The 15,074-nt window shown below is 58.3% G+C and carries 14 protein-coding genes; 8 read left to right on the forward strand and 6 right to left on the reverse strand.

What is annotated here, in order from left to right; genetic code table 11:
* Positions 1–13: 13 nt before the first annotated feature.
* The gene (locus tag ABD903_RS07745) at positions 14–1,300 is read right to left on the reverse strand and encodes an OmpP1/FadL family transporter (RefSeq protein WP_345222832.1); all 1,287 of its coding nucleotides are present in this window, start codon (positions 1,298–1,300) and stop codon (positions 14–16) included.
* 148 nt (positions 1,301–1,448) lie between these two features.
* Positions 1,449–2,279 carry a cyanophycinase gene (locus ABD903_RS07750; protein ID WP_345222834.1) on the reverse strand — a complete coding sequence of 277 codons (831 nt, stop codon included), beginning with the start codon at positions 2,277–2,279 and terminating at the stop codon, positions 1,449–1,451.
* A 445-nt stretch (positions 2,280–2,724) separates the two neighbouring features.
* On the opposite strand from ABD903_RS07750, the gene mgtE reads away from it, so the two are divergent.
* Entirely contained in the window at positions 2,725–4,110 is a 1,386-nt protein-coding gene (gene mgtE / locus ABD903_RS07755; RefSeq protein WP_345222836.1) for a magnesium transporter, read from the forward strand.
* A gap of 27 nt (positions 4,111–4,137) precedes the next feature.
* Here mgtE and arfB read toward each other — a convergent pair whose 3' ends face one another.
* The gene (gene arfB, locus ABD903_RS07760) at positions 4,138–4,545 is read right to left on the reverse strand and encodes an alternative ribosome rescue aminoacyl-tRNA hydrolase ArfB (RefSeq protein ID WP_345222837.1); all 408 of its coding nucleotides are present in this window, start codon (positions 4,543–4,545) and stop codon (positions 4,138–4,140) included.
* 82 nt (positions 4,546–4,627) lie between these two features.
* Positions 4,628–5,056 (reverse strand): hypothetical protein, encoded by a 429-nt coding sequence (locus ABD903_RS07765; RefSeq protein ID WP_345222838.1) that lies wholly within the window; start codon positions 5,054–5,056, stop codon positions 4,628–4,630.
* A gap of 141 nt (positions 5,057–5,197) precedes the next feature.
* On the opposite strand from ABD903_RS07765, the gene ABD903_RS07770 reads away from it, so the two are divergent.
* The 3 genes from ABD903_RS07770 (at position 5,198) to ABD903_RS07780 (ending at position 8,842) form a co-directional block, all read left to right on the forward strand.
* A complete protein-coding gene (locus ABD903_RS07770; protein ID WP_345222839.1) occupies positions 5,198–7,255 on the forward strand; it encodes a M13 family metallopeptidase in 2,058 nt (685 codons plus the stop codon).
* Between the two features lie 168 nt (positions 7,256–7,423).
* Positions 7,424–8,266 (forward strand): helix-turn-helix domain-containing protein, encoded by an 843-nt coding sequence (locus ABD903_RS07775; RefSeq protein ID WP_345222841.1) that lies wholly within the window; start codon positions 7,424–7,426, stop codon positions 8,264–8,266.
* A gap of 63 nt (positions 8,267–8,329) precedes the next feature.
* On the forward strand, positions 8,330–8,842 hold the full coding sequence (locus ABD903_RS07780) for an SgcJ/EcaC family oxidoreductase (protein WP_345222842.1): 513 nt from the start codon (positions 8,330–8,332) through the stop codon (positions 8,840–8,842).
* Between the two features lie 45 nt (positions 8,843–8,887).
* Here the strand turns inward: ABD903_RS07780 and ABD903_RS07785 are convergent, their stop codons facing one another.
* Both ABD903_RS07785 and ABD903_RS07790 read right to left on the reverse strand, forming a co-directional pair.
* Positions 8,888–9,361, reverse strand: a complete 474-nt coding sequence (locus ABD903_RS07785) for a nuclear transport factor 2 family protein (protein WP_345222844.1) — start codon at positions 9,359–9,361, stop codon at positions 8,888–8,890.
* A gap of 104 nt (positions 9,362–9,465) precedes the next feature.
* Complete coding sequence (locus ABD903_RS07790) at positions 9,466–10,386, reverse strand: NmrA family NAD(P)-binding protein (protein ID WP_345222846.1); 921 nt, start codon at positions 10,384–10,386, stop codon at positions 9,466–9,468.
* Between the two features lie 174 nt (positions 10,387–10,560).
* Between ABD903_RS07790 and ABD903_RS07795 the strand changes: the two genes are divergently transcribed.
* The 4 genes from ABD903_RS07795 to ABD903_RS07810 all read left to right on the forward strand — a co-directional run bounded on the left by ABD903_RS07795 (position 10,561) and on the right by ABD903_RS07810 (position 15,051).
* On the forward strand, positions 10,561–10,983 hold the full coding sequence (locus tag ABD903_RS07795) for a winged helix-turn-helix transcriptional regulator (RefSeq protein WP_345222848.1): 423 nt from the start codon (positions 10,561–10,563) through the stop codon (positions 10,981–10,983).
* Positions 10,984–11,251: 268 nt separating this feature from the next.
* The gene (locus tag ABD903_RS07800; protein WP_345222849.1) at positions 11,252–13,315 is read left to right on the forward strand and encodes a HelD family protein; all 2,064 of its coding nucleotides are present in this window, start codon (positions 11,252–11,254) and stop codon (positions 13,313–13,315) included.
* Between the two features lie 159 nt (positions 13,316–13,474).
* The gene (locus ABD903_RS07805; protein ID WP_345222851.1) at positions 13,475–14,089 is read left to right on the forward strand and encodes a trimeric intracellular cation channel family protein; all 615 of its coding nucleotides are present in this window, start codon (positions 13,475–13,477) and stop codon (positions 14,087–14,089) included.
* A 221-nt stretch (positions 14,090–14,310) separates the two neighbouring features.
* Positions 14,311–15,051 (forward strand): head GIN domain-containing protein, encoded by a 741-nt coding sequence (locus ABD903_RS07810; RefSeq protein WP_345222853.1) that lies wholly within the window; start codon positions 14,311–14,313, stop codon positions 15,049–15,051.
* Positions 15,052–15,074 lie beyond the last annotated feature (23 nt).

The following is a 15,074-nucleotide window of genomic DNA, read 5'->3' on the forward strand; positions in this document are numbered from 1 at the left end:
AAGCAAAGCCAGATTAAAAGTTGTAGTTCAGCCCGATACCCGGAATGACGATGCTCGTCTTGTAGGTTCCGGCTACGCGGTCGGTCACGTTGTTGTCGATGAGCTGCTGCTGGGTTTGGGTACGCTCCTGCAGGCTCACAAACTGTCCCGACAAGTCGATGCCAAACTTCTCCCCAAACTTGTAGCTCAAACCAGCCGAAACACCTACACGGTTCGCATCGGGGGTTTCGGGGGTTACGTAACCGTCTTTAACCGGCGAAATGTCGTAAATGCCGCCGGCACGTAGCGTCAGGGCATCCATTAGCTGGTACTGGCCGCCCAAGCGGAAGGTGAACGAGTTTTCGTAGTCGCGCACCGACGAGCTGGTGGTGGCGCCGGCTACGGGCTGGTCGAAAGTGAATTCGAGCTTTTCGTACTCGCTCCACTGGGTGTAGTTCACATCGAAGCCCACGGTGAGCTTTTCGGTGGGCGTTACGCCAATACCCAGGTTAAACGTAGCGGGCAAGGGAAGCAGCACATCGAACTTGGTGGCTCCGAAGTTACTGGCAATAAGCGGGCTGGAAGGCAGGTTGGTGAAGGTTACGTCGCCGCCTTTTACCACAGCGTCAATTTTAGAGCGGTAGCTCAGGCCCAGGCTCAGCTTGTCGGTGGGCTTAAAGTACACCCCGGCGTTGTAGCCAATTTTGGTGTCGGCTTTGCCGTCCAGCTCAATATGACCAAACTGGCCAGCGCCGTTCGGGCTTTGCACCGGAATGTCGCGCTGCAGGTTTACGGCGCCGTAGGCAAAAATAACCAGGCCGGCACCCACGCTCAGCTTATCGGTAATGGCGTAGCTGGCGGTGGGCTGCACAAAAATGGACGCCAGGTCGATTTCGGTGAGGGAAAAGCGGCCTTCCCAGCCGTCGGCGTAGTCCAGCTTGCTGCCGAATGGCGTGTACACGGCAATACCCGCGCGCCACTTGCCTTCGGTGGGACCAAAGCCGGCGTACAGGTTAAAGGGCGTGGTAACGGTATTGTCCAGCTGCCGCTGATTGGTATCGTAGTTCGTACCGGCGGCCTCAGCTCGGAAAGCCTGGCGGGCCATGGTGGCATTAACCCCTATCTGCACGCCCCGCTCCCGCACCATGGCCAGAGCCCCTGGGTTGTAGAACATAGCGGCATGGTCGAGAGCCAAACCGGTACCTACACCGCCCATGCCGTTGTTCTTCTGCCCAGCTAATGTTACCTGGAACCCACCGGCCTGCACAGCCGTGGCACTCAGCAGAGCACCTCCGGCGATGAGTAAAAATTTTAGATGCATACTGAGAAAGTAAGGGAAAGGGGTTGTGTGAGCTAAATGTAGGGAGAATTTCCACACAAAAGCGCGGCATGCCGACTACTTTGCTTGGAAGGGTAGCTGCAAGTACAACAATCTTCTGAAAGCGACCTAAAACATGCCACCAGGGCCGCTATAGCGCCAGCGCATGTGGATCGGCGGCCACGCGGCGTGTGCGCAAATCGTAATGCTGACCGGCTACCAGCAGATGCACGCGCAGATCCTGGCCGGCCACGGGTTCACCCCGGCCAATACGCCCCAGGTTGTCGCCCACCAAGTGCTGTCCGTCTACCACCATCACCACGCCGTCGCCGAACACCTCGGTGGCATGCCCGTTGCGAATGATAATGCCGGTTTCCTGCCCCAAACCTAACCCAATGGTAGCAGGGTGTTGCAGCACGGCGTGGGCCAGGCGGCCGAAGCGGCCGCGCTCGGCAAAGTGCTGGTCGATAATTACTCCGGAAATAAGGTTTAGCCCGGCGGCGGTGTGCATGCCGCCTTTGGTAAGCGACCGGGCACCGTACCCGGCCACAATCATTTGGCTGGGCATTACGGCTGCGCCGGCGCTGGTACCGGCTACTATAAAGTTAGCATCGTGCTGGTACCGCTCGCAAAGCAGGCGCAGCGCGGGCGTGCGCAGCCAATGCTCGGTAATGAGCTCCTGGTCGCCGCCGGTAAAGAACACGGCCCCGGCTTGCTCCAGGCGGCGCAAGGTTGCGGCCCGGTCACCGGGGTTATGGGCATCTACTCGCAGGTGCCGCACCTGCGTGCAGCCCAGTTCCTGTAGGGCAGCCACGTAAGCGTTTCCGGTTTTAACGGGGTGCCGATAAGCCGCCGTTGATACTACCTCTACCGGGGTATCGGCCGAAGGCAGCATGTCGTTGAGCAGCGCCAACACGGGGTCGTCGTCGCCGCCGCCCAGGGCTACGAGGGTTCCAAGCGGATATTTAGTAGAAGGCGCCATAAGCCAGCAGATACAACGATAAACAACGAACCACGGGGCACCGCAACCGGTCAAACCTACGGTTATCCACCGAAAAGGCTACATTTTATCTAATGCAGTAGTAAAACCAGTTAATCGGCCCTGTGTTAACTGGCAATTGGTTATTCCTTCACTGGTGCTTCGATGCTATACAAGCTCACAGCGGGTATTGTACTGAACCTCCTTAGTAGGAGCTTCTATTTCGCCAAGTGGCCTTGTTGTTATAACGGCTGAGTTCCGCAGCCTAGCGTAAGCAGTATTATTTGCCGACGCAGTCGGCCTGCCAAGCGGCAACAGCCCGCGTATGCGGAATTTTTCCGGGATAAATGACCGTTTCCCTGACGGATTTCTTCGGGCTGCCGAATACCTTTGCGCGCCGTTCACCAAACCCCGTTTTGCCTAGCGAAACACCCTCTTTGCCGCTACCATGACTACGCAACAGCAACTGGCCCTGGACCAAATTACGGACCTGCTCGCCCAGCGGGAATTCCTGCGCTTGAAGAAGCTATTGCGAAGTTTGGACACGCCGGAGATGGTGGAGCTGATTGAGGCGCAGGAGGAGCGCGACCAACTGATTTTGTTTCGGCTGCTGCCCCTAAAGCGCGCCACCGAGGTGTTCGAGTACCTCGACCTGGACGTGCAGCGCCACTTCCTGGAAAACCTCTCGCAGGAAAAGATTGCCGACATCCTGAACGAGATGTCGCCGGATGACCGCACGGCCATGCTGGAGTTCCTGCCCGATGACCTGGTGCGGGAGCTGATTCAGACGCTGTCGGAGCAGGAGCGGCGGGTAACGCTGGAGCTCCTGGGCTACCCCGAGTACTCGGTGGGCCGCCTGATGACGCCCGACTACATTGCCATTCGCGAAGACTGGACGGTGCAGCACGTATTGGATTACCTGCGGGAGCACGGCGGGCAGTCGGAAACGCTGTCGGTGCTGTACGTAACAGATGAACGCGGCGTGCTGCTCGACGACATTCGCATTCGGCAGATTCTGCTGGCTCAGCCCACGCAATCCGTGCACGAGCTGATGGACCGCCGCTTTGTGCGCCTGACGGCCCGGCAGGACCAGGAAGAAGCCATTGATGTGTTCCGCAAAAACGACCGCACTGCCCTACCCGTGGTCAACGAGGAAGGCGTGCTGTTCGGCATTGTGACCATCGACGATATCCTGGCCATTCGCGAAGAGGAAGACACCGAGGACATTCAGAAGCTGGGCGGCTCGGAAGCTCTGGACGAGCCCTACCTGGTAACCTCGGTGGCCCAAATGGTGAAAAAGCGCGCCGGCTGGCTGGTGTTGCTGCTCATCGGTGAAATGCTGACGGCTTCGGCCATGGGCCATTTCGAGGAAGAAATTCAGAAGGCGGTGGTGCTGGCCAGCTTCATTCCGCTCATCATCAGTTCGGGCGGCAACTCCGGCTCGCAGGCCGTTACGCTGGTTATCCGCGCACTGTCGTTGGGAGAAATCAGCCTCAGCGACTGGTGGCTGATTATGAAGCGCGAAGTGTTATCGGGCTTGGCGCTGGGTGCTATTCTGGGCGTGGTGGGTTTTCTGCGCATCGCACTGTGGGCCAGCGTTTTTCAGGAGTACGGCCCGTACTGGCAACTGGTGGGCGCTACCGTAGCCTTGGCGCTAATGGGCATTGTGTTGTGGGGCACCTTAGCCGGTTCCATGCTCCCGCTGCTGCTTAAACGCTTGGGGCTGGACCCCGCCACCTCGTCGGCACCGTTCGTGGCAACGCTGGTGGATGTTACCGGCCTGATTATGTACTTCTCCTTGGCTTCGTGGCTGCTGAGCGGCACCCTGCTGTAGCCTCGCTCCTGCGCTGACTCATCCCGTCTAGTCGTCCAACGAACGGCGGTTGGCTTTCTTCTCGCTGTTCTTCTTCTTGGTTTCGAGGCGCTTGCGCACGGCGCCTTTGCTGGGCTTGGTAGGCCGGCGGGCTTTGGGCCGATGCAGGGCTTTCACCAAGGCGTCGTGCAGCTTTTTGAGGGCTATTTCTTTGTTGCGCAGCTGGCTGCGGTCTTCCTGGGCCGTCACCACAAACAGGCCCTCGGCCGTGAGCTGGTTGCCGAGTTTTTCCAGAATGCGCTGCTTTTGCTCGTCGTTAAGCAACAGGGAGTTAGATACGTCGAAGCGCACCTCCACCCGCGACTCTACCTTGTTCACGTTCTGGCCGCCGGGCCCGCTGCTGCGGCTGGTTTGTACCTGGAGTTCAGACCAAAAAGATTCGGGAGGGGGGAGCATGAGCAGGCGTAACGAGAGAGTAAATGGGTTGGGAAGCCCGATTTGTAGACAACAATACGCAAAGCCGGGGTATGGCGTCGGTTTATCGCGCCTGGTAGAGCATAGCTCCCGTTAGCCCCAAGCGTACCGTCCAGAGTGCGGTGCGCAGCCAGTTGGTACGCACCAGGCTGGCAATGGCCGCGGCATCGTACCCTACGGCGGCCAGGCGGTTGTGCAGCGGCACCGAAATCAGGAAGGTTACCAGCCAAATAGCTACTACCAACCCCAGGCCCCACGCGGCTGCCGGACTGCGCCCTTGCCAAAAGAGCCAGGCCGCCAACCCCAACTCAGCCACCATCGGGGCCATGACCACCCAGCCCATACGCGCCATGTGCGCTTGGTGAAAGCTCCGGAAAGCAGCCGGCGGAACCTGCGCGAAGGCGGGATAGTGCACCAGCTGCACCACCCAAATGAGCCCGGTGAGGTAGGCGCTAAGGCCGAAAGCAAGCAGCAGAAGCAGTTTAACAGGCATAATGCAAGACTACGGATGAGCTTGAGCGGCCGGAATGGTACACGGCCGCGCTCTACTGCAACCTTTACCCGCCGCTTTGTTCCTATTCGCTCGGGCAGAAACTTTACCTTGTGCCCCTCTCTTCACCTCTCTAGGCTTACGATGAACCACACCTTTACCCTAGGCAAAGCTCTTATGCTAAGCCTGACGCTGACCACGGCCTTGCAAAGCTGCCAAACGGACGGCAAGTCCGGCAGCGGGCAGCCCGATTTGCTGCAGGCCAACCTCGACACCACCGTTAACCCCGGCGACGACTTTTTCACCTACGCCAACGGCGGCTGGTTGAAGAAGCACCCTATTCCGGCGTCGGAAAGCTCGTGGAGCATTGGCAAGGAAGTGCAGAACGAGATTTACGCCCGGTTGCGCGCCATCAACGAGGAAGCCGCCTCGGCCAAAGCCGCGGCCGGTTCCAATCAGCAGAAAATCGGGGACTTTTGGGCTACCGGCATGGATTCGGTAACTGCTAACAAACAGGGCATTGCGCCCATTAAGCCCGAGCTGGACCGCATTGCGGCCATGCGTACCCCGCAGGATGTGCAGGCTGAAATAGCCCGCCTCCGCCCGCTGGGTGTGTCGGCCCTCATTGGTACGTACGTGGGCCAGGATGCCAAAAACAGCGACAAAATGGCCCTGCAGCTGTGGCAAGACGGCCTGGGCATGCCCAACCGCGACTACTACTTCAACAAGGATGCGCGCACGAGCAACATCCGCAAGGAGTACGTGCAGCACCTGACCAACATGTTCAAGCTTTCGGGTCAGGATGCCGCTACGGCCGCCGCCAACAGTGCCCGCGTTATGCAGCTGGAAACCGCGCTGGCGAAATCGAGCCGGAAGCTGGAAGACCTGCGCGACCCGTACGCCAACTACAACAAGATGTCGGTAGCCGAGCTGGGCAAGCTCACGCCCGGCATTGAATGGAAGTCGTTGCTCGCCCAAATGGAGCTGCGCAAAGCCGATACCGTGATTGTGGGCCAGCCCGAGTTTTACCAAACCGCCGGCAAGCTGCTGACTTCGTCTTCAATCGAGGACTGGAAAGCCTATTTGCACTGGCACCTGCTGCACGCCTACGCCGAGGTGCTAAGCAAGCCGATTGACGACGAGCATTTCCGTTTTTACGGCGCTGTGCTGCAGGGCAAAAAGGAACAGCGGGCCCGTTGGAAACGCGTGCTCGACAACGAGGAGGCCGCCATGGGCGAAATGCTGGGCCAGCTTTTCGTGAAGGAATACTTCAAGCCCGCCACCAAGGAGCGGTACGAGAAGATGGTGCAGAACGTAACGGCTTCGTTCCGCGAGCATATTCAGCAGCTCGACTGGATGAGCGACTCCACCAAGCAGAAGGCCTTGGCCAAGCTCGGCAAAATCACGCCGAAAGTGGGCTACCCCGATAAGTGGAAAGACTACTCTTCCCTGACCATTGACCGCAGCAGCTACGCGCAAAACATGATGCGCGCCAACCAGTGGCAATACCGCTACAACATCAGCAAGCTGGGCAAGCCCGTGGACCGCACCGAGTGGGAAATGACGCCCCAGACGTACAACGCTTACTACAACCCCTCGAACAACGAGATTGTACTGCCCGCCGCTATTTTCGCCATTCCCGGCCTGCGCGACGAAGACGCCGACGACGCCGTGGTGTACGGTTACGGCGGGGCTAGCACCATCGGCCACGAGCTAACCCACGGCTTCGACGACCAAGGCAGCCAGTTCGATGAGAAAGGCAATCTGCGCAACTGGTGGAGCAAGAAAGACCGCGCCGCCTTTGAGAAGCGCGTGAACAGCATTGTGCGCCAGTTCAATGGCTACCAGGTACTGGATTCGCTGCGCATTAACGGCAAAGCCACGGCTGGCGAAAACATTGCCGATTTGGGCGGCATCGTCATCGGCCTCGATGCCTTCAAGAAAACCGAGCAGTACAAGAAAGGCGAGAAGATTGGCGGCCTTACGCCCACGCAACGCTACTTCCTGGGTTATGCTCTGGGCTGGCAAAGCCACCAGCGCGACGAAGTGCTGGCCCAGCGCATTCTGACCGACGTACACTCGCCCGCCAAATACCGCGTGAACGGCCCCATGGCCGATGTTCCGGAGTTTTACGAAGCCTTCGGGGTGAAGCCTACCAACGCCCTGTACCGCCCCGATTCGGCCCGTGTGACCATCTGGTAATTCAATGCTAACAGGCATGTAAAGCCCGGCTGCACTACGTGTGGCCGGGCTTTTTGCTGACTCTGTTTGTGAGCGGACTGCCAACGAGCACGAAGGGGCTAATGGACTGCAGAAGCAGGAAGATTCCTTAAGGATTAGTAGCTTGAGGTAGCGCAATAATAAGCCGCCATGGTCCCGCCTTTCGTCCAGTTCTACCGTCCGTGCCCGGCCTTACAGCCGTTTGTGAGCAATTACATGCTCATGCACGTGCAGCTGGATGCGCAGCTTCCGCGGGCCGTGAATCCCTACCCCACCAACCCCGAGCAGTGCCTGTTTTTCTATGCCCGCGACGTAATTGAGGTGTTCAACTACGCCCAGGAAAAAGAGCGTAGCAGCGGGCCCAGCATTATTGTGGGGCCGCAAGTGGCGCGGGTAAACCTGCAAATGGGCTACAACCAGCTCACTATCAAGGTCGGGTTTCAGCCCGGCGGCCTGTTCCGGCTGTTCGGCATTCCCATGTGGCAGCTGCTCGACCAAATGGTGGACAGTTCCGACGTGGTAGGGCGGGAAATAGAAGAAGTAAACGAGCGGCTGCGCGACACCGACGACTACGCCCGCATGATTGCCGTGGTGGAACAGTACCTGCTGAACAAAATCAACCGCCTGAAAACCGAAACGCACGCCGTAGATGCCGTGGCGCGGCTCATGCTGACCGCCCACGCGCAGCCCATGAGCGTCGATGGCTTGGCCGACCACGCTTGCCTGAGCACGCGGCAATTCGAGCGGAAGTTTCTGGAGCGCGTGGGCATGAGCCCCAAGCTGTTTATGCGGGTGGTGCGCTTTGCCAAAGCTTACCGCCTGAAAGACCAACAGCCCCACCTCGACTGGCAGGACATTGTGTACCAGTGCGGGTACTACGACCAAATGCACCTCATTAAGGACTTCAAGCTCTTTGCGGCTGTAACGCCCACGGTACTAGCCAAAGAGGAAGCCCGCTCGCCGGTGAAAATCTTCGCTGGCAGCCCCTTTTAACGTCGGGTTTTTACTATTTGCCGCTTGGCTGGGCGGCTAGTTTTGCTTCATCACTCTAACCCGATGAGCAACATGAAAACCCTGTTCAGCTTCCTGCTGGCCCTCGTGCTGGCCACCGCCTCCCAGGCACAATCCGCCAAAACCACCGCCGACGAAAAGGCCGTGCTGCAAGTATTGGAAGGCACAGTAGATGCCTGGAACAAGCACGACCTGAACCTGTACTTCCGCCACTTTGCCCCCGAAGCACAATGGGTGAACGTAGTGGGCATGTGGTGGCAAAACACCTCCGAACACCGCTACGCCCTGGACATCTTTATGCAATTGATGTTCAACAAAACCAAGCACACCACCCTGCGCTCCGAGGTAAGAATGCTGCGGCCCGACCTGGCGCTGGTGCGCTCGGCTTGGAAACTCGACGGCTGGGTAATGCCCGACGGCAAAGACATGAGCGACGTTTCTACCGGCGTGCTCACCATGATTATGGAAAAGCGCAAAGGCCAATGGCTCGTTATCGATGGCCACAACACGTCCATCGACAAGAAAGCCCAGGATCCGGTGCTGACGATGAAAAAGTAAAGACTGAAGCTGGTCAGCAATGCATTTAGCGCGCTGAGCCTAGCTCTACGAAGCCCGGCGCGCCTGAAACTGCCGCAGCCCCTGCAAAGCCGACGCCTGCACTTTGCGGCGCAAAAAAGGCGACCAGCCCAGCAGCCACCCCACCGGCCCCAGCGCCTGCCGCGACCAGCGCCAGAAGCTAAACTCGTCGTGGTGCGTCAGGATCTTGTTGTCGCGAAACGTGAAGCGGGCCTGAATGTGGTTGTGCACCTTGCGTTTGGTTTGCGAAAACGTGTAGTGCGCGTCCCAAGTGGCTTTGCCTTGGTGCTCATCTGCTTTAATGTCGTTGAACGTCAAGCGCAAGTCTTTGCCCCGCTCGCAAAGCATTTGCCACATGCTGCCAATGTCGGCGGCGCCCTGTAGCCGAAATGCAGCGTCTTCGAACGTGGCTTCGGGGTGGTAGCAGGCGGCCATGCCGGCGTGGTCGCGGCGCTGGAAGGCTTGGTAGAAGCGGTGCAGCAGTTTTTCGTGGGGCGTCATGGCAGCGTACTTAAGGCAGGCAACGGGCTTAAAGCTGGCGAAAAAACAGCGCCCTTCACCGGTTAGGCGAAGGGCGCTGCTGCTTTGAAGCTTCAAGCAGAATGTTAGGCCACCGGCTGCGCTGCCGAGGCGCCTTGGAAAGCTGGCGCGAACACCTGCTCCGCAAATTGCTCAAGCGTGGTGGGCGTCGTGTTTTCCGGGGTACGTACCTCGCTTTGCATAATGCGGCCCTCGTTCAGGTTTTGCGTCATCTCGATGTAGAGGTTGGCCATCGATTCCGACAAGCCAGCGCCCATCATACCTTGCTTGGCTTGGTCATAGGGAAACTGCACGTAGGGCAATTCGGGCCGGCCAATGGCTTGCCCGAAAATGGCCGTTGCTTCTTGGTTGGTGTAGTTGCGCGGGCCCAGCAGCAGTTGTTCGGAATGCCCAGCGGGCACGCCCGTCGTCAGCACTTCGGCAGCGCGGGCTGCAATGTCTTGCGTGGCAATCATGGGAAACGCCACATCGGGGCGGGTGGCCGAGCCGTTAATGCCCATGCCCTGAATCAGCGGAATGCCAGCCAATAGGTTTTCCATGAAGTAAGCCGGGCGCAGGTGCACCACATTCAGACCTTCGACGGCGTTTAGCCGCTTTTCCTGCCGGTGTACCCCCACAATCGGGCCGGTACCGGCTTCCAACTCGGCCCCAATGCTGCTCAGGTTTACAGCCTGGCGCAATCCGGCGGCGCGCACAGCGGCGGCAATGCTGCTTCCCACTTCATCCTGGTACGCGAGGTTATCGGGGGCACCCACGTTGGGCGGAATCATGAGAAAAGCCGCATCGGCTCCTTGTAGGGCTTCGGTTAGAAACGCGGTGTCTTGTAGGTTACCGGCTTTGGTTTCAGCGCCGGCGGCCTGCAGGGCGTTGAGGCGGTTGCTGGCCCGGGCCACGGCCGTTACGCGGTGGCCGCTTTGCAACAACCGGTGAACCAGTTGGGAACCGATGTTTCCGGTAGCGCCAACAACTACAAAGTGCTTATTCATACTATTTCGAAAAAAGAGCAAGCGTGAAAAGAAAGTACCCAACGGCTTTCTGCTTTAGCGCAGCGCCTCAGTGGCCCAAAGGAAATTCCTTACCTTTCCCCAAAGCAAGTACCTACGATTAAGTAGGGTGCCTACCTTTTTCTCAGTAATACTGATTATCAAGCAGTAAATTTTATGAGTAAACTCACAAAACAACAGCAGGCCGAAGCCCAATGGGCCGAGTGTGCCGAACAACCGGCCGGCGCCATTTGCCCGGTGCGCACTACCCTCAACGTACTGGGTGGCAAGTGGAAGCTGCTTATCCTCTCCTATCTGCTGGACGGCCCGCGCCGTTACGGCGAGCTACGCCGGCTGGTGCCCGAGGTAACCGAAAAGATGCTGATTCAGGAGCTGCGCGAACTGGAGGCCGATGCCATCATACAGCGGCTGGTTTACCAACAGGTTCCTCCCAAAGTAGAGTACCAACTCACCGAACACGGACGGCGCGTGCAGCCCATGTTTCAGGAGTTAATTAACTGGGGAACTGGCTACTTGGGGCGCGAGGGCAGTGGAGTAGCGGCCACTGCCACGCTAGCCGCTGGGAGTTTGCAAGCATAACTTACACGGAACAAGGGAAAACAGCTCCCACTGCTGACCACATAATGCGGGAAGCTGCGGTTGGCTCCCTTCAGCTTTTGGCTTAGGCAAGGCGAAAAACCTGCGCCTCTTAGTAGAAGCGGAGCCCGCACGTTCAGGCCTGTTCAGCCACGAATACCAGCGGCCGCGCTGGGTGAATTTTAGTCGGTGCGCCAGTACCGTAGCCCACCAAGCCACTAGTGGGAGTTCTTCTAGAGCCCGAAATTTGCCCTCATCTTTGAGGTCCATTATGCAAGAGCCGCACGTGAAGAACGCGACCGAACAGGAAGAGCGAGAGTACCTGGAAGAAATCAAAGAGCAGCTGCTGCTATCGGTGAAGCGGGTGGATGACGCCGTTCGGCAGTTTTCCAATGAGCTGCGGGAGAAAAAGCAGTACATCCACGAGCACCAGTCGGGCATGGACGACGCCGATATGGTGGCTGCCGGCCAGTCCATTAACCGCATGGCCTTTACCGGCGACGCGGCCGTGGCCCGAAAACGCAAGCTGCTTAAGCTGGCGCAGTCCCCGTACTTCGGCCGCATCGATTTTACCACGCCGGGCCAGCAAACCGCGCCGGTCTACATCGGCGTGCACTCGTACTCCGACGAGCGGCAGCGCCAGAACCTGATCTACGATTGGCGTGCCCCCATTTCCTCGCTGTTTTACGACTTCGAGCTGGGCGAAGCCTCCTACCCTACCCCTTCGGGTACCATTCAGGGCCTTATTGAGCTGAAACGCCAATACAAGATCCGCGACGGCCGGCTGGAGTTCATGCTCGACAGCGACGTGAACATCCACGACGACGTGCTGCAGCAGGAGCTGGCCAAGTCTTCCGACGATAAGATGAAGACCATCGTCGCGACGATTCAGCGCGACCAGAACGCGGTAATTCGCAACGAAGAGGCGACGGTAATGGTCATTCAGGGCGTGGCCGGCTCGGGCAAAACATCCATTGCCCTACACCGCATTGCGTTTCTGCTGTACCGCTTCCGGGAAACCATTGCGGCCAAAAACATCCTCATCATTTCGCCCAACAAGGTTTTTGCCGACTACATCTCGAACGTGTTGCCCGAGCTGGGAGAAGAACACATTCCCGAGATGGGCATGGAGGAGCTGGCAGCTGATTTGCTTGATACCCGCTTCACGTTCCAGACCTTTTTTGAGCAGGTTTCCGCGTTGCTGGAGGCGCACAACCCGGCTTTCATCGAGCGTATCCATTTCAAATCATCCTTTGAGTTTCTTAGCCAGTTAAACCAGTACCTACTTCACATCGAGAATACCTACCTGAACGTTACCGAGCTTCGGGTGGGCAGAACCGTTGTTCCTGCTGCCCTTATCCAGCAAAAATTCCGGACGTATCACCGCGTACCGCTGCTAAAGCGCTTCGGGCTGGTAGCTAACGATGTTCGGGCTTACGTGCGGGACGCCGCGGGCCGTAAGCTAACCGGGCAGGACAAAGCCACGATAGGAGACGGTATTTCCCGCATGTTCAAGCTGCAAAACCTACCCGACCTGTACCGGGATTTTTACCGCTGGCTTGGGCGGCCTGAACTGCTAAAGCTCGACCATCGGCTGCACCTGGAATACGCCGACGTTTTCCCCTTGATTTACCTGCGCCTTCGCCTGGAAGGCATTACTGCCTACGAGCAGGTGAAGCACTTGCTGGTGGACGAAATGCAGGATTACACGCCGGTGCAATACGCCGTGCTGTCCCGGCTGTTCTCGTGCCGCAAAACCATCCTGGGTGATGTCAGCCAGACGGTTAACCCGTACAGTGCGTCGTCGGCCGAAACCATTGAACGCGTTTTCCCGCAGGCCGACGTGGTGAAGCTGTTTCGCAGCTACCGCTCCACCATAGAAATTACGGCCTTCGCCCAGCACATTACACCAAACCCACACATCATACCGCTGGAACGGCATGGCCCGGAGCCCGAGCTGGTGCCTTGCGCCGGCAAAAACGAGGAGTGGGAAACCATCCGCCAGCGAATTAAGGCCTTTCAAGGCGCCGGAAACCATTCCCTGGGAATTATCTGCAAAACGCTCCGGCAGGCCGAGGAAGCGTACCAGGTGCTGCAAGCACCCGGGGTGCATTTGCTTACCGACGAGTCTACGTCTTTCAAAGAAGGGGTGCTTATTACCACGGCCCATTTGGCGAAGGGTCTGGAATTCGATGCGGTCATCGTGCCTTTTGCCTCGGCCCGGAATTACAAAACGGAGGTGGACAAGGGCATGCTCTACATTGCCTGCACCCGGGCCATGCACCAGCTTACGCTAACGTATGCCGGAGAGCTGACTGCCTTTCTATCGGCATAAAGCGCGTACAGCTAGTTTACTCGTATTCCAAACGCCAACCGCTTGCGCTGCTCCGGCAGTCGATGCGCATGTTTTCAGCGTAGACATGTAGCACTGATCAGCAAAGCCGGGAGGCCGGTATTCCAAACCCCTATCGGTTGATTCCTGAGGCCGACTCTTATGAACGTACTCTACTGGACTGATCTGCTCGGCACGGGGGTATTCGCCATATCGGGTACGTTGGCGGCATTGCACAAGAAGAAAGACCTGGACCTGCTTACGCTGTTCATCTTCGCCTTCGTGACTGCGGTTGGGGGAGGCACTTTGCGCGATGTAATCATTCAGGCTCACCCGGTGGCCTGGATCAGCGACGCCAACTATCTGTTGGTCGTCATTTTCAGCGTAATTCTTGCCGTTGCCTGCCGCCGTTGGTGGCTGGGCGTGCTGCAACGCCCCTTGCTGGTGTTCGATACGCTGGGCATCGGAATTTTCACCATTCTGGGGCTTGAAAAAGCACTGAACGCGGGCGTGAATGCGTGGGCGGCAGTCTTGCTGGGCATCGTTTCGGCACTGTTTGGTGGTGTTATTCGAGATACGCTTGCCAACGAAGTACCCTTGGTGTTTGAGCGGCAACTGTACGCTACGCCCTGCCTGACCGGCGCCACCTTTTACGTCCTGGCACTTTTCCTGGGCCTCGATCCGACAGTCAACTTCCTGCTGTCGGTGGGCTTGATAACCATTTTCCGCCTGCTGGCGGTGAAGCATGGCTGGTCGTTGCCACCTATTCGGGTTTGAAATCCAGATTGAGGTGATTATCAAAACCCGGCGTACAGGCGCCCCGGGCGCAACTCCTGTTCTGGAAGCTTGAGGTGTGGGGCATGAAGTCAGTAGGGTCCTGATTCATTACACCACACTGATTAACAATAATTTACAACGCCCTTATCTACATTAGGCAACGGTTATATTAAACCGAGCATCTGTACCGCAACGTGTTTCACCTATTTCCCTGTTGTGCCATGAAACTACCGCAACTTCTGTCCCTTGCCGCGCTTTTGCTACTGGGCTTGCCCGCATTTCGTCCGGCTACGCCCGTGGCTACCGCCGTATCACCCTCTTCTTTTGCTGCCGGGCGCGAAGTACGGGAGGTAGCGCCTTTTACCGAACTCTCGCTTTCCACATCGAGCGAGGTGGAAGTGCGGCAAGGCGCCACGCAGCGCGTGGAAGTGGAAGCCCTAGCTGAGGACTTGGCCGAACTGGAAACAGTGGTGAAAAATGGTCGGCTCAGCATTCAGGCCAAGGACCATCGGGGTTTTAACTGGCGCGGCTTCAAGGGGAAAGTAAAAGTGTACGTTACCATGCCCCAGGTGAATGCCCTGCTGCTTAGCGGCTCGGGCAAGATCCGCGCCCTGGACATGGTGCGCACCGAGCGGCTGAAGCTAGCCGTTAGCGGTTCGGGCAGCCTGGAAGCGCCGGTGCAGGCCAAGCAGCTTACCTCGTCGGTTTCCGGTTCGGGTTCCATGCGAATCAGCGGCGCAGCACCCAGCCTGGCAGTACACATTAGCGGCTCGGGCAGCATACAGGCTGCCGACCTGCGCTCCGATGCCGCCGAAGTGCACATCAGCGGCTCGGGCAGCTGCCAAATACAAGCCAGCCAAACCCTCGACGCCCGCATTGCCGGCTCGGGCAACGTGCGCTACGCCGGCAGCCCGCGTATAACCCAGCGCATCAGCGGCAGCGGACGGGTGGTTCGCAGCTAGCCTAGCACCCTTCCCTAACGCGA

The organism is Hymenobacter koreensis, assembly GCF_039541855.1.
Classification (GTDB): Bacteria; Bacteroidota; Bacteroidia; order Cytophagales; family Hymenobacteraceae; genus Solirubrum; species Solirubrum koreensis.